A 19,837-nucleotide genomic window follows, 5' to 3' on the forward strand; every position below is an offset into this window, starting at 1 on the left:
TTTTCCTTAGTTTAAGTAAGCGTCTATATCAATACAGGTGTAGATGTTAAATTCTATTTTGGAATCCATAAAATCAATTATTTCCTGAAGTTCTTTTACTTTTAAAATTTGCCTGAAGTAATCAATTGTCTCTTCAAATTCTAACCTGTAAACCAATTGATAGCTTTCAACTACCTGGTCAATACCAAATTTTTTTAGATCTTCTGTGATTTTTTCCGGAACAAAATACGATGTAAGGCTTCGTTTTTCATGTTCTGGATTTTTATACTCAAATTTCTCCAGTTCATTATCTTTAATGAATACATAAAGTAAAATGTATTCATTAGAGTATATGATCTCTTTCTCAATAAAATATGCCATTGGATTTAGATTTTTCAAATTGGTTCAATCAATTAAAGTTTTTTAAAATTGCCTGTCTGATAAAGGCTTCTATAGTTTTTAGAATTTCGTTTACTTGCTTTTTGGTACCAATTCTTTTCAACTCCTTCGCCAGCTCCTTAACATTGGATCGAAACTGCTTAATCTCATTTTCCACTACCTGAACGATGGTATATGATAACACCGCCTCTTCAATTTTATCAAGGAACCCAACGTAATACAATTGGGCTGTTCTATGGTGTACGCTTTCTGGGGTGCTGGGGTCATATGCTGAATCAACAAGAAAACCAGCAATTCCAATGATAGAAGGTTTTTCCAATACCTTCATTTCAATAGTATATTCTTTCATAAATAGAGCATTGTTTCCGATGCAATATTAAAAGATGTGCGAAACATAAAGCTGTAAGAATGAGACATTTTAAAGCTAAAACAATTTAAAAACAATCAATTAAATGCATTTTTCTTCTATTAAATTTACCAGAAAATTAACATTAAATTTTATGCCTATAGTAGAAGGTTAACCAACTATTTTTTCAATCATTTTGGTGTTTTTATTTTTGCCCATATCTCAAAAATAATTATCAGATATGTCTTTTTTTTACACCAAATATTTAAAATTGTAGTTTATTTTTGTTTTTGGCATCATAATGAGAAAAATATGCAAGTACTACCCTCTAAGCCACTTTCCCATCTAATTAAGCACTATCTGTTTGTTGAGAGCAATACCAGGAATATTAAAAAATTCCGTCTGTTTCCCGATGGAAACACTGGGATAGTATTTTCATTTCATAATAAGCTTATTTCAGGGTCGAGTACATTCAATCAAGTAGATTATCTGCCTGATTCTTTGGTTTATGGTCAGATCAACAGCTTTAAAGATATCTTTTGCATCAATGAAACCTCTTTACTAATTATTGTATTTCATCCCCACGGCCTGCATCAATTTTTGGGAATACCTGCCAATGAACTCATTGATAAGATTATCGATTTAAAAACGCTTTTTGGATCAGCAGGTAGTGAGGTAACTGAGCAATTACAGGAATCTCAAAGTTTGCAGCAGCGCATTAAAATTATTGAATCGTTTTTAACACAGCTATTGAAGGGACACACCCTTAAAATCCAGCCTATTGTAATCGCATCAGTTGATTTTATAGTTAATCATCAAGGATTGGCTAGTGTTAATCAATTGGTCAGTTACACAGGTTATAGCGGAAAAAGCATTGAACGAAAATTTATGGAAACTATAGGGATTTTTCCAAAGCAATTTTCAAAGATTGTCAGACTGAATATGTACTTGAAAGACCTGAGAGACAACAAAAACAAAAAAATCTTAGATATGGCATATGCAAATGGTTATTATGACCATTCACATGCTTACAAAGACTTTAAAAAGATTACAGGTGTAACCCAGCGTCAATATATTGGGGAATTTAACGCCCTTGCGCTTAATCTACTGGAGTTCCCTCAGCAATAATATTCGAATGTCTCGTTTGTACATTTCTAATTCATTATCAACAGGTAGCTTTGCTATCAGATATGAGAGAACTGAAAATAGCAACGGCACAATTTGAAAATAAAAGCGGGGATAAAAAGTACAATCTTTCTGGCATTGAGCGCCTTTCAAAAGAGGCTGCTTTAAACGGAGCAGATGTTATTGCATTCCACGAATGCAGTTTGACGGGTTATACTTTTGCACGTAATTTATCAAAAGCCCAAATGCTGGATCTTGCAGAATATATCCCTGACGGCGCTAGTATTATTGAACTAACCCAATACGCGGCAAGATACAATATTGCCATTCTTGTAGGTCTATTTGAAAAAGATCATGACAACAATTTGTATAAAGCTTATATCTGCGTTGATAAAACGGGCTTAATTGCAAGACATAGAAAATTACACCCTTTTATAAATCCTAACCTTCTTCCTGGAACTTCATATACCGTTTTTGATTTGTACGGGTGGAAATGTGGAATCCTTATCTGTTATGATAATAACGTTATTGAAAACGTGAGGGCTACAACTTTATTGGGAGCACAGATCATATTTATGCCGCATGTTACCATGTGTACCCCCTCTCCAAGACCAGGCGCCGGTTTTGTTGACCCCCAGCTTTGGGAAAATAGACATCATGACCCTGAGCCGCTGAGAAAAGAGTTTGATGGAATTAAAGGGCGCGACTGGCTGTTAAGATGGTTACCTGCAAGAGCATATGATAATGGTATATATTGCGTATTTGCAAATCCTATTGGAATGGATGACGATCAATTAAAAAACGGATGCGCTATGATCATAGATCCGTATGGTGAAATTATTGCCGAATGCAGAATTCTTGGTGACGGCATTACTGTGGGGACGATCACCGAACAAAAATTAGAAAATGCTGGTGGCAGGCGATATATTAATGCAAGACGACCTGAGCTATATAAAAACATATTAGGCCAGGCACATCATTCATATTTAAATGTGTCCTGGCTTGCTAAAGCTCAAATACGATTGAAGAAATAACTGGAAATATCTATTACAAAAAATCAATACATTAACTGTTTTGATTATCTACCTTAGATACCTTTTCTTTCCATTTTTAAATAAAAAGATTATCTTGTGGACAATACCAATATAACTTATATGAAGTTTAAAACATTGAGTAACATAAGAAGACTTTATTTAAAGTAATTTTTTTTCAAAAATGACGCATGTAGAAGCTATAGATAAAGGGTTATTAGAAAATCTTCCTCATAATGAGATAATAAGAAAGGTCTATCTAACTTATCCAACGATGGCTCTTATTGGCGAAGAAGAAAGACAATTTATAATTGTAGATGAGATAAGTAGATATTTTAAAATTCCGATTAATAATGTGCACGTCGTAGGATCAGCAAAAACAGGACAAAGTTTTCACAAGAACACTCCTTTTGCACCAAAGTATTCTGATTTGGACATAGCAATTATTGACTCTGAACTTTTTAGACGTTATTCAGAGTTAGCCTTTATGCTAAGCGACGGCTTTCGTGATCAAACAGTTTTTCCTATTAGATCTAATCGACCAACATTTAATTCTTACACTCAGTATATAGCAAAAGGAATCTTTAGACCTGATATGATGCCAGTCGGAACGGAAAGAGCTGATTGGTTCAATTTTTTTGGCAGACTCTCCACAAAACACAAAGATCTATTTTCAACAATTAATGCTGGAATTTATTTTTCACAGATCTATTTTGAGCAAAAACAAATTTCAATAATTAACGATCACATTTCAAATAAACCAATATGATTGATTACAGAGTACGGTCAGTATCTTTATTAAACTTAGTTAACGATATAAGAAAAAGGACTTTGATCCCAGATGCCTATTTTCAAAGAAATTTGGTTTGGAGGGAAATACACAATAAAGATTTTATAAAAACTATCCTACTAGGATATCCATTTCCCCAAATCTTTATTTCTAAAGGAAAGGTTAACGTAATTGATATGACCAACGTTTCTTGTATAGTAGACGGGCAACAGCGAAGTAATGCAATTATAAAGTTTATTGAGAACAAATTTGATGTTGATGGTAAGTTCTATCGTGATTTATCGGAGGATGAACAATCTAGTTTTTTAAAATATGATATTGCAGTAATTGAACTTGATTTAGAGAATGACGACCCAAAAGTACAGGAAATATTTCAGAGAATAAATAGGACTTCAAATTCATTAACAACGATTGAAAAACTGGCTTCGGAATTTTCTACTTCTGACTACATGTTAGTTGCAAAATTATTATCAAACCAAATCGATTTGTTTGTAGACGCTAATAACGAAGATTTCAAAGAGGATCCTAATATTCCAGAGAGTTATTTCTTATGGGCAAAGAAACAAAGAGTTTTAAAGTTCCAGAATTTAATTACTGAAAAAGGCGTTTATACTACAAGAGATTTGGCGAAAAAGGCACATCTAATGCATATATTAAATATTATGTCTACAGTATTAACAGATTTTTTTAACAGGAATGAAAAGTCTAACGATTTATTAAATGATTATGCCATAGATTTTCAATTAAAAGACGATCTAGTCATTAATTTGGAGAAAACAGCTGAATTTATTTTGGCACTAAAACTAAAACCAAAATCTTATTGGTATAATAAGTCAAACATTTTCTCGCTAATCGTGGCTCTTGCAAAAAAAATAGATGTAATTTTCAGTATTGATAAAAACACTTTTAGGGAAAACTTAGAACAATTCGCACAAAATATTCCAGAGGATTACAAGCTTGCTGCTACAGAAGCTGTAAATAATAAGAAGGAACGGGAGATTAGAAATGGATATATTAACCATATCATAAATACATCATTTATTCCAGGACTACCGTAATTAGAAAACTGACTTAGTACATTCTTATTTATTATAAATGTACATATTTCATCTTCAACTATAGTAAGGGTATTATTCCTATATCTCTTTCCATATATAAGATGAAATTTACAAATCTATTCTAAAAATTTGTTCACTCCTAATACTTCTAATTTCCGTTTCATTGACTGACACCATGAAATTTACATATTACGAAATTTATTGAATAGCATTTCTTTGCGATCACCGCTTTACACTCTTAACAGTAGGCTACTACCCGAATCTATTACACATTAAATATAATTATATTCAAAATACTATTTTTTATTTGTGCAAAAAAAAATTAAAATACATTTACATAATTTTGTAAATTGCAATATGGATGAAATCATACTTAAATCAATAATAAAAAAAGCAACTATTAAAAGTGTAGTAAATTATTTTGACAAAAATATAAAAGAAGAAAAGGTAAGAAAATTTCAAATTTTAGATCTTTTAATGCCAAAAGAGAGAAAAATTAGATCCATAGTTGGGGGCTTAGAAACAGCAATGGGAAAAACTTTATGGGAGCCTTTAGCTAAAGAAATTGCATCAGGAAATGGTTTCGATGTTATAAATAAGGATTTACAGTCACCGACTAATATGCCTTCAGTTTTAGCTAATACTTTACAAACTATAATAGCGACCAGGGTTGCTAATACTGGAATGTATGATGCGAGATCTAGTCATGATACCATCAAACACTTTTGCCAACAATTTATAGTAACGCCAATTTCTAATTTCGAAAACGCACCTAGAGGCTTTGGAGTAGACATTTGGTTAAAGAAAGACGGTATTAATTATTTTTTTGACACGAAAACAGTTCAGCCGAATGTCGGAAATTATAATAAATTCCTTTCACAAATTCTTAATTGGTATGCATATTTCTATTCTCAAAATCCCCTTGGTAATGCCGAAGCCAGAATTGTATTTCCTTATAACCCACACAACGGCGAGGATTTTTGGAAAAAGACGATGGGCGCCGGAAAGCCATTAGAAAGAGGAAAAGAAGGTTGGGTAGAAAATGAATTCTGGGATTTCTTATCCGGTTATACAAATACATTTCAATTAATCAAGGAATCATTTAATGATATATACATCGAAGGATCTTTGGAAAATCAATTAGATATTGTATTTGATAGGAATAAAGAAATAATTGCCCCTATACCTGATCAAATCTAATTGGATACTCTTCAACAAATTCGCAATCTATAATATCTGAATTAACTTTATTCAAATTAACTTGATTTAAGAAGGTAATCAATGATGAACCTATTTCTTTAGCTAAATTAACGGGAACAGCATTTCCAATTTGCTTATACTGGGCGGACACAGGCCCTGCAAATTTCCATTCATCTGGGAAAGTCTGAATACGCGCATATTCTCTAACAGTAAATGGCCTGGTTTCATCAGGGTGACAGCGCTCAGTTTGTTTTTGTGCCGGACTACAAGTTAATGTAAGCGATGGCTCATCCCAACTTATCCTACGTGCCATTCCTGTTTTTCCGCCACCTAAATAAAAACTTTTTTGCATATATTCCATTTGAAGCTCTACAGGAAGATTCCTCCAATATCCTCCAGGGGGAACTAAATCTAATATTTTCTTTTTAGAAGCAGGATATTTAGTCCCTGGTGAATCTGGAACATCACAGTCAAATAATTCACCTTTTTTTAAAGCATCTTTCAAATTATATATCTTTTTAAAAGGCTTAGGGTATTCAAAATCAATATCAATATCTTTCCTCACTCCTACTAATATCAATCGTTCACGCTTTTGCGGAACATTAAAATTAACTGCTTTAAGAACCTTAGGAGATAAAACACGATAACCAATTTCATCAAGAATGGCTATCATAGTTTCTAAAGTCTTACCTGAATCATGATTTAGCAAGCCCCTAACATTTTCCCCAATACATATAGGAGGGTTTACTTCTTTTACAATCCTTGCGAATTCATAAAATAGAGTTCCCCTAGCATCTTCAAAGCCAAATCTTTTTCCAGCATAACTAAATGATTGACATGGAAACCCCCCGGTAACAACATCAACTTCATCTTTAAGATGGGCAAATGATAATCCTCTTATATCACCTTCAACAACATTCCAATTAGGCCTGTTTTGCCTTAATGTTTCTGCTGCCCAATGATCTATCTCATTTAATGCCTTACATTTTAAACCAGCTTGTTCTAATCCAATTGCTAAGCCTCCAGCTCCTGCAAAAAGTTCTAATACGCTATAATTCTTATTCGGTGAAATCATTTTTTGATTTTGGCCTTCACTGTTATTTAATTCATCTACAAAGATTGAAAGCTGTTCAGATTTGTAATATCGATAATTGCTCATAGGCTCACGAAATGCATATAACTTACCAGTTTTATCCCATCTTCTAAGAGTATCTTTGCTTTTACCAATTAAATTTGCAAATTCATCTATTGTATATTTATCTTTCATAACCACATTAGGCAACATTATACATGGTTACAAATATATATTTACATTGCACAATAACAAGAGTACTAATATTTTTAGTTTTCCACATTTTCATATTTACCTATGGCTAAGGACTATAAAATAGACAGAATTTCCGTTCCTAGGTTCAATGAGGCGAATGGGTTTTATACAACCACAAAAAAAAGCCTGGCAATGGCTAAAATTAAAGGCCAGAACACGAAACCAGAAATCATTTTGAGAAAAGCCTTATGGGCTTTAAATATAAAATATAGAATTAACGTAAAAGCCATTCCTGGCAAACCAGATATTTTAATGCGAAAATATAAACTAGCCATATTTGTAGATGGAGAATTCTGGCATGGTTACAATTGGGGAGAAAAGAAAGGTAAAATAAAAACCAACAGAGCGTTTTGGATCCCAAAAATTGAAAGGAACATGCAGAGAGATGCTGAAAATTTAGAGAAATTAACAGAGCTAGGATTTCATGTACTACGTTTTTGGGAACATGAAATTAAAAAAGACTTGAGCGGTTGCCTCCAAAAAATAGTTTCATATATTGAAACTGCTAACCATTAGAAAATCCTTTCGAAAGGTTCCAATTGTAAATTTAAAAGAAAGCTATCTTTTGAATTTCCTTGATTATCGTTATACCTTTGAATATATGAATGCACTGGTGCTGATTTAGCCAATTCAACAAGTTTTAGAAACTTAATTCGCCAAATCCCTTCCATCGGATCAACTTTGATATTTTCCGACCCTTCGAATCTAATCGATAACCAAGAAACCCAAAAATAGATCTCTAAGTCCGGATAGTAAGCTAGATACCTTTCATAATCTTTGACATTAAAAGTTACAGTATATTGAGGATCTAAATTGTATTTATTTTTGGCTAGAAAAAATGGAGTATTCTGTGTGTCTTCAAATCTCCAAGCATATTGTTAGAATTATTTTTAAGATCAGGAGCAAATTTGTTATTAATTTTTTCTGGATTTATAGTTATTGAAAATATCTCGCCATATTTTTTTTATAAAAACATTTTCAAATCTTTCTCCATCAGCACACCATGGTGCCTTTTCTTGCAAATCCTTATGAAATACTTCTCGATCATTAATATCAAATAATTTATACCCCATACTTGGAAAATATTAAATAAACACTATTTATTAAAAACAGTATAAAATTAATAAACCAAATCTTTGAATTTTAATACAAATAATAATATAACAATAGAAATGTAGTCGGTAACTAATAATGCAGGATTTTTGGCAATTAAGATTGGTTCTTCGCCAATTTTGATGCAATCATCCCATTACTGAAAGACAAACCTTCCGTCTAAGCAATTGAAATCCGCATCTACCATACATCTCACGCTTTTTGTTTTTCAACCTGTTTACACATCCTTCGACTAACCCGTTAGTCCAGTTGTGAATAATGGCATTTTTCACGGCTAGAATGTCTTTCTTCAATCCATTGCAAAAGCGATCTATTTTTTTCCTACCGATTAATTGAACTTCTTTTATCCACACATCTAATTGTTCGGGGCATCCTCCTTTCAAAACTGTCCTAAAGTCGATGTAAGCTCTACGAAGGCTGGCCAGAATAGGAACTTTATTTACTACTTCATCCACAATTTCTTTTTCCTTTGAGCACTCGCCCGTCTCTTTTGAAACGCCATAACCCGGATTCGTTATAAATATCGTTAGCTTTTTTAAAGGAGGAATATAATTGATCCAAATGCTAGGTTTTTTATTTTCTAATGGTTGAAGCCATGCCCTGTTCCATTTGTGCTGGTAAGCAGGGAACTTTATTGTAAACCACCTGGTAAAAGAGCGCTCACAACAATTCAAGCCGAGATCCTTAAGCGACTTAAACATGGCTGTAGGATTGATTTCCAAATTGACCATGTGGTTGACTTGGTTCATATATTTATTATAATTTACACGTGTTTCCCTTTTGATCGATGGTAGTGATGATGTCAAATATTTTTTCACCGAACGCCAGTTCATTTGCATTCTCCGGGCAATGTCAGTTAGATTATGTCCATCATTTTTTAACTTTACCATTAACTGAAACTTCTCTTGTCTTTCAGCTATGTATAAAGAAATACCCGGCTCACTAATTGGACCAACGTCATCATGAGCATCCACACCTGCTGTGTTGGACGACATTATCTTTGCATCAGCGGAAAGATTTTTGGCAATCTGCTTCAAATGGCCGTATTCGAGTCTGATTTCTTCATGGATAGCATCACCAAGATTCTTTACTAAATGAAATCTATCTGCGATTTGTTTTGCTGCAGGTATTGATTTTGTAATTGCACTTGCATAAGATGTCGCTCTATCCCTGGTTACATATTTAATCTCTTGATGAGCTGAAAACCAATCTATAACATCGTTCGAATCCCTACTATTTAGAAGATCAATGGTGCGCCCAGTTTCTGCATTAACGAGGATCGATCCATAGTTCATTCCTTTTCGTTTTGCCCAATCATCTATGCCCACACACAACAGATTATCATATACCGGCATAATCATAGATTTAATTAATCTGAGGCAAGTATTGTTACTGACTGGAATTTGCATCAGTTTAGAAAAGTAAGCGCCTTTGTTTGATGATATTTCAATAAGGATCTGCCTTAAATACCCTGTGGCTCTTTCAGTCCGTCTAGAATATGGCTTAGTAATATCATTGCACTGTTCTGAAAATATCAACTTAAGGCATTTCAGGTTTTTACATGCGAAGCGGCGTATCTTAAGGATGATAAAAACCTTATTACCGACCATAGGAAGGTCTATTAGAGTTCTGAAATAGAATGATCGTACAGTGTGGCTATTCTTCAAGCACATAGGACATTGGGCATGCTTTCCGGGTCTTTGGGCAAATAGCCTAATTATCGATTTTTCCATTTCTGACCGGTATATTTTGATCTTGCAGTCAGCATAACACAAAGCTGCAAGATTTTGGTGGAATGTGTGAGGTAGAATCAAGGTTAAATATCTGTTATTCAATCCTTTAAGTTACGGAAAAATGAGATGTAAAACAAGAGAAAATGACAATAAACATGCTGATTGACAAGTATTTATCTTTGAATCCAAAATTCATGTCATTGCATCAAAATTGACGAAGAACCAGTTTTAATTACCGATTACAAGAAATAGTATATATAGTTATTAGTTAAACATTCTAAATGTTTAACTATAGAGATTTTAAAATGTGCGCTTCATTCTAATTTAATTACTAATTATAGTTTCATATAATCTTGTGACGTATATTTTAAGACTTTCGGTATAGCAGTGAAAGGGTAATAGAGAAAAGCTCAGCTGTTCGAGTAAACATATGGCGTTTACGAATTGCAAAAACAAATGGTATTTTCCATTGTTATACAAATTCGTTTTAATAATCCGTATCCAATGAGTACTAAAATTGAATTGTTAGTAATTGACGATGATGATATTAATATATTTATAATCAAGAAAATAGTTGAAAAAACTGGTTATGAAACAAATATGACTTCAAAAACAAATGGCCAGCTTGCTATAGATCATTTGAAACAATTCATTGATAAAAATCAAAATCTTCCAGATCTTATTCTTATCGATATAAATATGCCCATATTAAATGGTTGGGAATTTCTAGATTCCTATGCAAATTTAAATATCCAAAAGAATATCGACATGTACATGCTTTCTTCTTCTGTTTATGAAAATGATATAGAAAGGGCAAAAACCTATAAAGCAGTTAAAGGGTTTATTTCTAAACCACTTTCAATTGATCACCTTGTTCAATTGTTCGAAAATATTAATTCCCAAACAGTGGAACCATAACAGTTTATTATTTCACGTTTAATCTACTAGTTAACAGTTAATCGAATAATCCTAAATTAGCGATTACTAGTTCTCCGCATCAAGTCAGCAACTAAATATTGGCAATAAATTCTTTCATCCATCTTTTACTGTTTAAAGGAATGCCATAACTAGCGGCAATTCCCTCTAATATTACTAAAAAAGATATTTAAAAATAAAATATGTTTAAATTGATTAAATTTAGATATTTAATTCACTTAAACAACATATATTTACAATATACAATTCAATTAATGCTATACAACATTCGCATAGACTTGAATAACATATTATAATACCACTCTGATGACAACAATAGAAAAAAATCCACAAAATGTTATAAGACTATCTAAGTCAGATAGAAGAATTTTAAACTCAATCAAGATGACCGGAAAGGACCTGTTTCCAGAACAGACCAAACTCGCCAAAGAGTTAATCAAAAACATCAAATCCTGGCCTGAAGACTTCGGAAAGTTATAATTCGTCCTATAGAATCTGTTAATCAATGATTTTAAAACTAAAAAATTAGATCTTGCCGTAGGATAAAAGCATCATATGGTCATCCACCTAAGTTATCTTTCACCCCTTTAAACGCAAAATTTTCAATTTCAAAAATCTCTTTTTAAGATCATCTGGCCCCACTCGTGATAAATATTTGTTAAACTAATTTACAAACATTAACATATTTAGATGTGGACATCAGCACCAATTCTATCAATCGAAATTTTATTTAGAAAATAATACTCCGAAGCTAATACGTTTTAAAAATAAAAATTCTGATAATATCATTATTTGACACATCATCATGTGACAAAGCTTAATGCCTAAAGTTATCGAAAAAGGCATGAAATTAGTAGGGTATCCGCAAACTAACTGATTTATAAATGTGACAAATGTCGTTGTATATCAGATTATTATAAACTAAATTTACTATTAAATTTAATTTATCAAAACCTAATATTGTAAGGTATTTAAAGTTTCCTGACTTCGGTAAATCAGGATAAGGAATTGCCAAACCTGAATAAATGATGCAAAAACCATATATATATTACAATGAAAAATCAACGAGTTTATCCAGTAAGAAACAAAACACATATCATCTTGTTCGGCGCTATCACTGATCCCGGTGGTGGCGGTGGCGGTGGAGGAACAGGTGGTGGTGGTACCGGTGGAGGCGGTACTAGTCCAACTTCACCTGGTACTGGTAGCGGAGGTGGTGAAAGTACTGGTGATGGATCTGGCGGCACTTTACCACATGGCACATTATCGGCTAACGACCAGTATCAAGTTGGTACTACTTTTTTTGCTCCGCCTATTACGAGTTTTGTGAGGTTTAGATATGAATCTAGCGCAGCATTAAGACCGCAATGGACAGTTCAGACAAAAGCGCTTGGAGATTGGGTTTCCAGATCTGGCGGTTCAACACCAGTAGCCTACGCAACACTTGATGTTCCTATTGACGCTTCTAATATTACAGTAAATATCACTTTTCAAACCTCCGACTCAAATGGAGGAAGCTGTATTTGGCAAGCAATGCATACATAATTCAATTACTCTTTTTAACACCCAATAATTTAAACATATGAAAATAATAATTTTAGTTGGATTATATATTCTAACTATAAGTTCTTGCAAAAATAATGATGGCAAAAAAATAACAAATAACGGCGTCACATACACGAGTTATAACGCTAAAATGAAAGATACAACATATCTGGATATAGAAGGCAATGAGTACAAATTCTTCGGTAGAATTCCAGATAGCCTTCGTACTCCCGAACAAAAAAAATTGGCAAAAGTAATAGTTGATGTATTAACTAACGGCGTAGTTGTTAAAAACAACCGTCAAATACTCAAATTGACAAAGCAAGAGTGCCTGGCAAAAGGATTACCAGCTGAATATTATGAAACTTTGAAAAACAACATTCGCACCAATAATTCTTATAATGAAGCATATGGAATTAAGAATGTTGATAAAATGGAGGAAAAATTAGATTCAAACTTAAATACTTTAAAATAATGATTTAAAACAAGAGAGGCAGTAGAAGAAAATTTGAAATCGTAATTTCTGATGAACAAAATAATTATTGTCAAATCATTTTACTCTCTATTAAAATCTGCTAGAGATTTTTATTTATTAATTCCGCATAATAGTTTTGATCGGTCTTTCTTAACGGCAGACCAATCAAAAAATGAAGTGGTCTAATCAGGAAAAAAAAGAGATTTGGATATTGGTATTAATCAATATTTCTGCGTTATGTTATTTTCAATTCGTTTGGTTAGGAATTATAGTGCCACTGGCCATATGGATCTTTACCAGAGACAACTACAGAGAAGTCAATGAAGTAGGAAAAAGGCTGTTGAACTTTCAAATAACTTGGTGCTTACTGATCTGTTACTTATTATCCATGACCTACGTAATCCCTACCTTACATCTTTCATATAATAATCCCGCCATGGAAATAATAACCTGTATACAGGTGCTTTACGCAGTCAATTTCCTTTTCATTATCTTGAATACCATAAGATGTTATATGGGTAAACAGGTATTTTATCCTGCTTTGAGGTTAATTCCATAAAGCCAAGGCCTATACCAAATAAGTCAGATCTACAATATTGGCCTAACAATTTATTAAGGAGTGTAATCTTCACATATTCAAATGAATAACTAATTATTTATTAAGCCGGCAGGTTCATTTTTCACATCAACGCTAATTTATTCTCACGCAGCGTGAGCCGATTAGATCTCCTAATCGGCTCATATTTCCCCGATATTTGAGCCGATTAGAGAATTTAATCGGCTCATCGCAATTATTCAAATTGCCAAAATTGTTCTATTTTAGAATGATTCATTTAAAAAAGCCAGAAATTCAATCTTCTTCCCTGTTAGCTTTGTGCCATGTAAAACATAATACAACTATAGGCGTCTCTAAAAGGTTAAGCTTGACATTGGCAAAAAACATAGAACGGCCTAAAACAGGAAAAATAGCTTGCAACCTGGATCACCTTCAAAATGATCTCTTACCTATTGTGATGCATGCCGCAGTTGTCTATCTTAGTTTTTTTCTAATCTTTTCATTATATGAAGCCGCAGGATATTTTAAAAGCACATCTCGCTAAAACCATAACCTTGACAGACGACGAGTTTGATTACTTCTATTCACACCTCAAACCTTTATCATTTAAAAAAGGACAAACTATAATCAGTGCAGGTGATCAGGTAAACGTAGAGTATTTCGTGCTGGATGGCTGCCTGAAAACCTATTACCTGAACGACGACCAAAAAATGTTTATCCTTCAGTTTGCCATGTCTACCTGGTGGGCATCTGACTATGGTGCGCTATATAGCGGAGATCTGGCAACCGTAAACCTGGATTGCATTACCGATACTGAAGTATTGGTCATGTGTGCTGAGGATAGGGAAAAACTTTGCCGTGAAATTTATCAGCTAGAATACTTCTTTCGCTGGCGCGTAAATAAAGGTTACGTGGCCTCGCAAAAAAGGCTGTTATCATTTATGAACAACAATGCCCGGCACCGTTATGAAGAATTGTTAAGCATGTATCCTCAATTGTATAACATTGTCCCAAAAAAGCTGATTGCAGCCTACCTGGGCGTTTCGAGGGAAACGCTAAGCCGTTTATACAACGATTGATGAAGTCTCACATTCGGGTAAACAAAAAAAGCCGCAAATGTATTGCACATCACGCGGCTTTGATATAAAAAATATTACAGTTTTACATTATCAAATACGAAATGGTAACGCCCCAACCACCAGGTTACGCCCACAGGCTTCGTTAATTCGATCAATGTTCATCACTTCAACATCCGGCTAATGTTATGGCTGCCTACAGCAACTGACCTAATTTTTGCTTTTTAATAATTCAATTAGTTTTTCTGCCGCAGCAGCAGATGAACCCGGGTTCTGGCCAGTGATCAGGTTGCCGTCTTGCAGTACATGACTTTGCCAGTCAGCCGCCTTACTATAAATTCCTCCTTGTATTTTCAACTCATTTTCTAACAAAAAGGGAACTACATCAGTTAACTGAACTGCTTCTTCTTCTGTATTGGAAAATCCCGTTACCTCTTTATTTTTAACCACCGGTTCGCCTTTTGGAGTTTTGGCATACAGCAATGCCGATGACGCGTGACATACCGTAGCTACAGGTTTACCCTCCACCAGGAATTTTTCAATTAAAGCAATAGAGCGTTTATCATAGGTTAGATCCCATAACGGTCCGTGACCACCAGGATAAAAGATGGCGTCATAGTCTTCTTCTTTCACTACATCCAGCGGAAGGGTATGTGCTAATATTTCATGCAGGCTTTTATCTGCATCAAAACGTTTAGTCTGTTCAGTTTGAAAATCAGGCATTTGACTTTTAGGGTCTATTGGAGGTTTGCCACCATTAGGTGATGCAAGGGAGATCTCGATGCCAGCGTCAGAAAGTGCATAATATGGAGCTGCAAATTCTTCCGACCAAAAGCCTGTTTTTTCTCCGGTATCACCTAATTCGTCGTGAGAAGTAAGTACAATGAGTACCTTAAACTTGGAATTTTCCATTGTTTTTCTATTTAATTATTCGTGTTAAAAAAAGATCCTCTGTTTGATTTCATTACAAATTTGCAGCTAATGAAGAAGAAATGTGGGTGACCTACATCACATTTAAAACAGGCAGGTGATAATGTGATAAAGATCATATTTTATCTACACCAGAATTTTGAGCTGATAAATTAGTATTGTTTAATACATTTATATATTATGGCAAATCGTGTTCTTTTTTACATCAATCAGGAGGTGAATTTGTTAGATCTGGCCGGTGCCGGCCAGGTTTTTCATGAAGCCAACCTATTGGGCTGCAACTATGAATTGGTTTATATCGGCCCCATGCCTGCCATTAAAAGTTCTACCGGTTTAGGAATCAATCTGATCATGGATTTCAGCCAGATAATGCCTGAAAAAAGCGATATTATCATGATTCCGGGATTTCAAACCAAACAAGCATTTGTGAACGACTATAGTAAGTTCTTTTCCTGGCTGCATCTGGCAAATAAAGAACAGGCAACTATTTGTTCTATCTGCACCGGTGCTTTTTTACTAGCGAAATCGGGATTGTTAGATGATAAAAAATGCACTACACACTGGGACTGTACAGAGCGTTTGCAAAATGAATTTCCCAGATTAAGGGTAGTAGAAAATCAGCTTTACGTAATTGATGGCAATATTTACTCCAGTGCCGGTGTAGTTTCGGGTATTGATCTCGCTTTGCATTTATTGGAAAAAGAACACGGCATTATTATAGCGACTACAGTAGCCAGGGAATTAGTAGTATATATGCGGCGCGACGGCTCCTCGGCGCAGGAAAGTGCCTATTTACAATTGAGAAATCATTCGGAAAACATAATCCATCTGGTGCAGGACAGAATAGCGAATTACCTGGATAAGCCATTGTCCCTGGATATCCTGGCCATAGAAGCCAATTGCAGTAAAAGAAATCTGACCCGTTTATTTAAACAGCATACCGGTTTAACCATCAGCAGTTATATCACCAAACTGAGAGTTGAAAAAGCTAAACAGCTTTTATCAAAGAGTGATTATAAGTTTGATTATATAGCCCGCATTTGCGGATTAAAAGCAAAACAATTGAGAAATATCATGGCCTCACATCCGGGCACCGGATTAACCGTTTAACCTGACCGCCCGATTTTACCCTATTTTGTCCTTCGGACGATTGTCAAAGCATGTATCATTGTAACATAAAAAATAAGGTAAAGATCATGAAGTCAAAACGAAAGTTTTTCATAGTCAGAAAAGCCATTAAAACAACATAGCTAAAAATTAAAAAGATGAGCCTTACAAAAGAAGATTTGCCCGCATTGATCCTGATAGATATTCAAAAAGCATTTGATGATGAAGAATATTGGGGAGGAACCAGAAACAATCCAGAAGCGGAAGAAAATGCACGGAAATTACTGGACTATTGGAGAGCTAACCAATTGCCATTATTTCATATACAGCATATCTCGGTTAATCCGGATGCAAAACATGGCATAAACAGTCCCGGTCACGAATTCAAAGATCTCGTTAAACCCTTACCCGGAGAAATCATCATACAAAAATCTGTGAACAGTTCTTTTATAGGAACCAATTTAAAGGAGCAGCTTGATGATAAAGGAATCCGTAACGTTGTCATCGCAGGTTTAACTACAGATCATTGCGTATCTACCACTACAAGGATGGCCGGGAATTATGGATATGAAACCTATATCGTAGCAGATGCAACGGCCACCTTCGGAAAAAAGGGAATCCACGGGGAATATTATAATGGAGAAACAATGCATCTAACAGCATTGGCACAATTAAACGAAGAATTCGCCACTGTTGTTTACACGCAGGCACTGATCCACTCAATGAAATAAGCGTATCATGTTGTTATTTGCTGAACGTGAATTCATATGATTTTAACAATCCTCCTGACATAGGGCTGTCACCCAGCACCAGTAGTTTTGTGTAAATAAAAGATTTCATGAAAAATAACGAAGCACAAAAAATCAAAACTGTACCTGAGAATTACACATCGGTAACGCCGTGGATCATATCTGCGTCATCAGCAAAACTCATCGAATTTTTGACATCTGCATTTGATGCCGAAGAAATTCCCAATAGCAGGATCACCAACGAAGAAGGAGTAATTATCCACGTAGTGGTGAAAATAGGAAATGCGATGGTCATGCTTTTTGATTCAAGAGAAGACTGGGCCCCTACTCCGGCCTTTCTGAATTTGTATGTAGAAGATATCGAAAAAACTCACCAGAAATCAATACAATTAGGGGCTACATCAGTCACCAATATCACCACGCTTTATTTCGGAGAAAAGGTTTGCAGAATACTGGACCCCTTTGGCAACCTGTGGTGGATAAATCAGCGCATTGAAGAGATTGATTTTACGAAACCTGAAGAAATAGGACAAAGGGCGTCTGCGCCGGAAGCAGTAAAGGCCATAACATATATTCAAACTTCACTGGACGAAGCCTTAAAAGCCCAAAAACGCTTTTTTGAAAATAAGGATTGATGGGAGAAATAAAAGAGCGGGTAACCGACCGCTCTTTTTAATTATACCTAAACTAAGACCTGCTCATCTTTGCAGCAGATAATTGATATTTCTCCCAATTGTTTTTATCTCCCCCTAATAACAATCGCGAATTTTCACCGCAACCACTATAAACATGTGACTTAAAATACCTCTTTTTTACGGTATGTAAATGCCAGTAAAATGAGGTATTGAAACTATAGGCGATGATTATCCAGTGCTTTTTGAAAATAATAAAAAAAAGTCACGTATTTCCTGTAACATTATTCCAGTCTTTACGATTAGAAAGTAAAGAAACAAATAATAGTAGATGATGGGCTCTCGCAAATGATCCAACAGGAAGAATTAATAACGATGTGCAAGCGTGGCGACCCTGCGGCCTATACCGGGCTGTATGATCAGCATGCGGCAGCTGTTTATAGTTCCATCCTACGGTTAATTGAACATACAGCCGAAGCGGAAGATATTTTGCAGGAAAGTTTTGTGGCGGCATTTCAAAGCATTGAAAAGTATAAAAACAATGGAACGTTCAGGGCCTGGGTGAGAAGAATCGCAATCAACAAATCTATAGACCAGATCAGGAAAAGAAAACTGCGGTTTGTAGAACTGGAAGCTGATAGGATTTTAGAAGACGATGAAGAAAAGATCGATGAGGTAGCCTTTGAATATACGATGGATGCAGTAAACGAAGCAATTATGGCTTTACCTGATGGCTACCGAACGATATTCAACTTGTTTGCCATTGAAAATATATCCCATTTGGAAATAGCGGAAATGCTGGGCCTAGAATATACAACGGTAAGAACCCAGTACCACCGTGCAAAATTAAAAATATTAAATACCCTTAAACAAGGAGGTTATCATGGAAGATGATTTAGAGAAATTTATACAGCATAACAGGGATGCGTTTGACCATAAAACGCCGCCACCTGTGGTATTGAACCGCATACTGGAACAGATGAAGCCAAACGTTGAGAAAAAGCCGGCCGGCATACTGATCTCGTTCCAAATGATCCGATGGGCTGTGGCATGCCTGATCCTTGTCGCCTGCGGTATTACATTTCTCACTTTGCATAACAAACCGGACAATACAGTCCTGGTGAGTACAAAAGCACCTATCCGCCAGCGGGAAAACCCAACTGAAAATTCCGTGCAAAAACCAGAAGTTACTGCGACTTCCCCAACCAAACCGGTGCAAAAAAGCATTGACGCTATTGAACAGGACCTGGCTACACGAAAACAGGCGCTGGTTGCTAAATTAAAAGCACAAAATTCAACATCAAAAAAATTAGTCGTGTTTGAAGGATTACACAACATGGAGTCTTCAGCCAGCCGGATTACTGCTACGGAAGCAGTTAGACAACTCAAAAACCAGGGCAATGATGTGGTAGACGCACTGGTGCAAACCTTAAACAGTGATCCTAATGCCAATGTCAGACTGGCAGCACTTGATGGCCTGACCCGGTTTTACCAGGACAATTATGTGAGACAGCAACTGATTGCCTCTCTAAAAAAACAGCACGACCCGATGGTACAGATCACGATGATCAATCTGCTCACACGAATGCAGGAATCGGGTATCCTGACAGAATTGGAAAAAATAGTTAATGATCAGAATACCCAGAAAGCAGTTAAGGATTGTGCTTATTCCGGCATCCTCCAGCTTCAATCTTCTTAAAAAATTAAAACACAGCAGTTGCGCTAACCGG

22 protein-coding genes are annotated in these 19,837 nt (G+C 35.0%); 16 read left to right on the plus strand and 6 right to left on the minus strand.

Annotation, left to right across the window (positions count from 1 at the left end; translation table 11 throughout):
- Positions 1 to 6 precede the first annotated feature (6 nt).
- Entirely contained in the window at positions 7 to 360 is a 354-nt protein-coding gene (locus GSQ84_RS01655; RefSeq protein WP_158795514.1) for a hypothetical protein, read from the minus strand.
- Positions 361 to 388: 28 nt separating this feature from the next.
- Positions 389 to 727 (minus strand): hypothetical protein, encoded by a 339-nt coding sequence (locus tag GSQ84_RS01660; protein WP_158795515.1) that lies wholly within the window; start codon positions 725 to 727, stop codon positions 389 to 391.
- Positions 728 to 1,036: 309 nt separating this feature from the next.
- Between GSQ84_RS01660 and GSQ84_RS01665 the strand changes: the two genes are divergently transcribed.
- The 5 genes from GSQ84_RS01665 to GSQ84_RS01685 all read left to right on the plus strand — a co-directional run bounded on the left by GSQ84_RS01665 (position 1,037) and on the right by GSQ84_RS01685 (position 5,928).
- Complete coding sequence (locus tag GSQ84_RS01665) at positions 1,037 to 1,852, plus strand: DUF6597 domain-containing transcriptional factor (RefSeq protein WP_158795516.1); 816 nt, start codon at positions 1,037 to 1,039, stop codon at positions 1,850 to 1,852.
- A 62-nt stretch (positions 1,853 to 1,914) separates the two neighbouring features.
- Positions 1,915 to 2,883 carry a nitrilase family protein gene (locus tag GSQ84_RS01670; RefSeq protein ID WP_158795517.1) on the plus strand — a complete coding sequence of 323 codons (969 nt, stop codon included), beginning with the start codon at positions 1,915 to 1,917 and terminating at the stop codon, positions 2,881 to 2,883.
- 181 nt (positions 2,884 to 3,064) lie between these two features.
- Positions 3,065 to 3,649 (plus strand): hypothetical protein, encoded by a 585-nt coding sequence (locus GSQ84_RS01675; protein WP_158795518.1) that lies wholly within the window; start codon positions 3,065 to 3,067, stop codon positions 3,647 to 3,649.
- Positions 3,646 to 4,728: a DUF262 domain-containing protein gene (locus GSQ84_RS01680; RefSeq protein WP_158795519.1), complete on the plus strand. Its 1,083-nt coding sequence runs from the start codon at positions 3,646 to 3,648 to the stop codon at positions 4,726 to 4,728. The genes GSQ84_RS01675 and GSQ84_RS01680 overlap by 4 nt, the downstream gene beginning before the upstream one ends.
- A gap of 357 nt (positions 4,729 to 5,085) precedes the next feature.
- Positions 5,086 to 5,928 carry a TdeIII family type II restriction endonuclease gene (locus GSQ84_RS01685; protein ID WP_158795520.1) on the plus strand — a complete coding sequence of 281 codons (843 nt, stop codon included), beginning with the start codon at positions 5,086 to 5,088 and terminating at the stop codon, positions 5,926 to 5,928.
- On the opposite strand, the gene dcm is transcribed toward GSQ84_RS01685, so the two are convergent.
- Complete coding sequence (gene dcm, locus GSQ84_RS01690; protein ID WP_216848845.1) at positions 5,909 to 7,195, minus strand: DNA (cytosine-5-)-methyltransferase; 1,287 nt, start codon at positions 7,193 to 7,195, stop codon at positions 5,909 to 5,911. The genes GSQ84_RS01685 and dcm overlap by 20 nt on opposite strands.
- A 102-nt stretch (positions 7,196 to 7,297) precedes the next feature.
- Here dcm and GSQ84_RS01695 point away from each other — a divergent pair, with 102 nt between their 5' ends.
- Positions 7,298 to 7,771, plus strand: coding sequence for a very short patch repair endonuclease (locus GSQ84_RS01695; protein WP_158795521.1), 474 nt, complete (start codon positions 7,298 to 7,300; stop codon positions 7,769 to 7,771).
- Positions 7,772 to 8,169: 398 nt separating this feature from the next.
- Here the strand turns inward: GSQ84_RS01695 and GSQ84_RS01700 are convergent, their stop codons facing one another.
- Together GSQ84_RS01700 and GSQ84_RS01705 are read right to left on the minus strand one after the other, a co-directional pair.
- Complete coding sequence (locus GSQ84_RS01700; RefSeq protein WP_158795522.1) at positions 8,170 to 8,328, minus strand: hypothetical protein; 159 nt, start codon at positions 8,326 to 8,328, stop codon at positions 8,170 to 8,172.
- A 168-nt stretch (positions 8,329 to 8,496) separates the two neighbouring features.
- The gene (locus tag GSQ84_RS01705) at positions 8,497 to 10,101 is read right to left on the minus strand and encodes an ISL3 family transposase (RefSeq protein WP_158795523.1); all 1,605 of its coding nucleotides are present in this window, start codon (positions 10,099 to 10,101) and stop codon (positions 8,497 to 8,499) included.
- A gap of 504 nt (positions 10,102 to 10,605) precedes the next feature.
- Here GSQ84_RS01705 and GSQ84_RS01710 point away from each other — a divergent pair.
- From GSQ84_RS01710 to GSQ84_RS01730, 5 genes are all read left to right on the plus strand, one after another.
- Positions 10,606 to 11,019: a response regulator gene (locus GSQ84_RS01710; protein ID WP_158795524.1), complete on the plus strand. Its 414-nt coding sequence runs from the start codon at positions 10,606 to 10,608 to the stop codon at positions 11,017 to 11,019.
- Positions 11,020 to 12,090: 1,071 nt separating this feature from the next.
- The gene (locus GSQ84_RS01715) at positions 12,091 to 12,582 is read left to right on the plus strand and encodes a hypothetical protein (protein ID WP_158795525.1); all 492 of its coding nucleotides are present in this window, start codon (positions 12,091 to 12,093) and stop codon (positions 12,580 to 12,582) included.
- 37 nt (positions 12,583 to 12,619) lie between these two features.
- On the plus strand, positions 12,620 to 13,057 hold the full coding sequence (locus tag GSQ84_RS01720; protein ID WP_158795526.1) for a hypothetical protein: 438 nt from the start codon (positions 12,620 to 12,622) through the stop codon (positions 13,055 to 13,057).
- A gap of 172 nt (positions 13,058 to 13,229) precedes the next feature.
- Positions 13,230 to 13,616, plus strand: a complete 387-nt coding sequence (locus tag GSQ84_RS28315) for a DUF4870 domain-containing protein (protein ID WP_158795527.1) — start codon at positions 13,230 to 13,232, stop codon at positions 13,614 to 13,616.
- Positions 13,617 to 14,119: 503 nt separating this feature from the next.
- Positions 14,120 to 14,692 carry a Crp/Fnr family transcriptional regulator gene (locus tag GSQ84_RS01730; protein WP_158795528.1) on the plus strand — a complete coding sequence of 191 codons (573 nt, stop codon included), beginning with the start codon at positions 14,120 to 14,122 and terminating at the stop codon, positions 14,690 to 14,692.
- A gap of 207 nt (positions 14,693 to 14,899) precedes the next feature.
- Here the strand turns inward: GSQ84_RS01730 and GSQ84_RS01735 are convergent, their stop codons facing one another.
- Positions 14,900 to 15,601 (minus strand): type 1 glutamine amidotransferase domain-containing protein, encoded by a 702-nt coding sequence (locus tag GSQ84_RS01735; protein ID WP_158795529.1) that lies wholly within the window; start codon positions 15,599 to 15,601, stop codon positions 14,900 to 14,902.
- Between the two features lie 198 nt (positions 15,602 to 15,799).
- Between GSQ84_RS01735 and GSQ84_RS01740 the strand changes: the two genes are divergently transcribed.
- From GSQ84_RS01740 to GSQ84_RS01760, 5 genes are all read left to right on the plus strand, one after another.
- Positions 15,800 to 16,729, plus strand: coding sequence for a GlxA family transcriptional regulator (locus GSQ84_RS01740; RefSeq protein WP_158795530.1), 930 nt, complete (start codon positions 15,800 to 15,802; stop codon positions 16,727 to 16,729).
- A gap of 155 nt (positions 16,730 to 16,884) precedes the next feature.
- A complete protein-coding gene (locus GSQ84_RS01745; protein WP_158795531.1) occupies positions 16,885 to 17,457 on the plus strand; it encodes a cysteine hydrolase family protein in 573 nt (190 codons plus the stop codon).
- 107 nt (positions 17,458 to 17,564) lie between these two features.
- Positions 17,565 to 18,110 (plus strand): VOC family protein, encoded by a 546-nt coding sequence (locus GSQ84_RS01750; RefSeq protein WP_158795532.1) that lies wholly within the window; start codon positions 17,565 to 17,567, stop codon positions 18,108 to 18,110.
- 345 nt (positions 18,111 to 18,455) lie between these two features.
- The gene (locus tag GSQ84_RS01755) at positions 18,456 to 19,001 is read left to right on the plus strand and encodes an RNA polymerase sigma factor (RefSeq protein WP_158795533.1); all 546 of its coding nucleotides are present in this window, start codon (positions 18,456 to 18,458) and stop codon (positions 18,999 to 19,001) included.
- The gene (locus GSQ84_RS01760) at positions 18,991 to 19,806 is read left to right on the plus strand and encodes a HEAT repeat domain-containing protein (protein WP_158795534.1); all 816 of its coding nucleotides are present in this window, start codon (positions 18,991 to 18,993) and stop codon (positions 19,804 to 19,806) included. The genes GSQ84_RS01755 and GSQ84_RS01760 overlap by 11 nt, the downstream gene beginning before the upstream one ends.
- Positions 19,807 to 19,837: the final 31 nt, after the last annotated feature.

The organism is Pedobacter sp. L105 (genome assembly GCF_009765875.1).
Lineage (GTDB): Bacteria > Bacteroidota > Bacteroidia > Sphingobacteriales > Sphingobacteriaceae > Pedobacter.

Coding starts and splice junctions, on each gene's coding strand:
- GSQ84_RS01655 (WP_158795514.1), bottom strand. CDS start 360: ATGGCATATTTTATTGAGAAAGAGATCATATACTCTAATGAATACATT.
- GSQ84_RS01660 (WP_158795515.1), bottom strand. CDS start 727: ATGAAAGAATATACTATTGAAATGAAGGTATTGGAAAAACCTTCTATC.
- GSQ84_RS01665 (WP_158795516.1), top strand. CDS start 1,037: ATGCAAGTACTACCCTCTAAGCCACTTTCCCATCTAATTAAGCACTAT.
- GSQ84_RS01670 (WP_158795517.1), top strand. CDS start 1,915: ATGAGAGAACTGAAAATAGCAACGGCACAATTTGAAAATAAAAGCGGG.
- GSQ84_RS01675 (WP_158795518.1), top strand. CDS start 3,065: ATGACGCATGTAGAAGCTATAGATAAAGGGTTATTAGAAAATCTTCCT.
- GSQ84_RS01680 (WP_158795519.1), top strand. CDS start 3,646: ATGATTGATTACAGAGTACGGTCAGTATCTTTATTAAACTTAGTTAAC.
- GSQ84_RS01685 (WP_158795520.1), top strand. CDS start 5,086: ATGGATGAAATCATACTTAAATCAATAATAAAAAAAGCAACTATTAAA.
- dcm (WP_216848845.1), bottom strand. CDS start 7,195: ATGAAAGATAAATATACAATAGATGAATTTGCAAATTTAATTGGTAAA.
- GSQ84_RS01695 (WP_158795521.1), top strand. CDS start 7,298: ATGGCTAAGGACTATAAAATAGACAGAATTTCCGTTCCTAGGTTCAAT.
- GSQ84_RS01700 (WP_158795522.1), bottom strand. CDS start 8,328: ATGGGGTATAAATTATTTGATATTAATGATCGAGAAGTATTTCATAAG.
- GSQ84_RS01705 (WP_158795523.1), bottom strand. CDS start 10,101: ATGGAAAAATCGATAATTAGGCTATTTGCCCAAAGACCCGGAAAGCAT.
- GSQ84_RS01710 (WP_158795524.1), top strand. CDS start 10,606: ATGAGTACTAAAATTGAATTGTTAGTAATTGACGATGATGATATTAAT.
- GSQ84_RS01715 (WP_158795525.1), top strand. CDS start 12,091: ATGAAAAATCAACGAGTTTATCCAGTAAGAAACAAAACACATATCATC.
- GSQ84_RS01720 (WP_158795526.1), top strand. CDS start 12,620: ATGAAAATAATAATTTTAGTTGGATTATATATTCTAACTATAAGTTCT.
- GSQ84_RS28315 (WP_158795527.1), top strand. CDS start 13,230: ATGAAGTGGTCTAATCAGGAAAAAAAAGAGATTTGGATATTGGTATTA.
- GSQ84_RS01730 (WP_158795528.1), top strand. CDS start 14,120: ATGAAGCCGCAGGATATTTTAAAAGCACATCTCGCTAAAACCATAACC.
- GSQ84_RS01735 (WP_158795529.1), bottom strand. CDS start 15,601: ATGGAAAATTCCAAGTTTAAGGTACTCATTGTACTTACTTCTCACGAC.
- GSQ84_RS01740 (WP_158795530.1), top strand. CDS start 15,800: ATGGCAAATCGTGTTCTTTTTTACATCAATCAGGAGGTGAATTTGTTA.
- GSQ84_RS01745 (WP_158795531.1), top strand. CDS start 16,885: ATGAGCCTTACAAAAGAAGATTTGCCCGCATTGATCCTGATAGATATT.
- GSQ84_RS01750 (WP_158795532.1), top strand. CDS start 17,565: ATGAAAAATAACGAAGCACAAAAAATCAAAACTGTACCTGAGAATTAC.
- GSQ84_RS01755 (WP_158795533.1), top strand. CDS start 18,456: ATGATCCAACAGGAAGAATTAATAACGATGTGCAAGCGTGGCGACCCT.
- GSQ84_RS01760 (WP_158795534.1), top strand. CDS start 18,991: ATGGAAGATGATTTAGAGAAATTTATACAGCATAACAGGGATGCGTTT.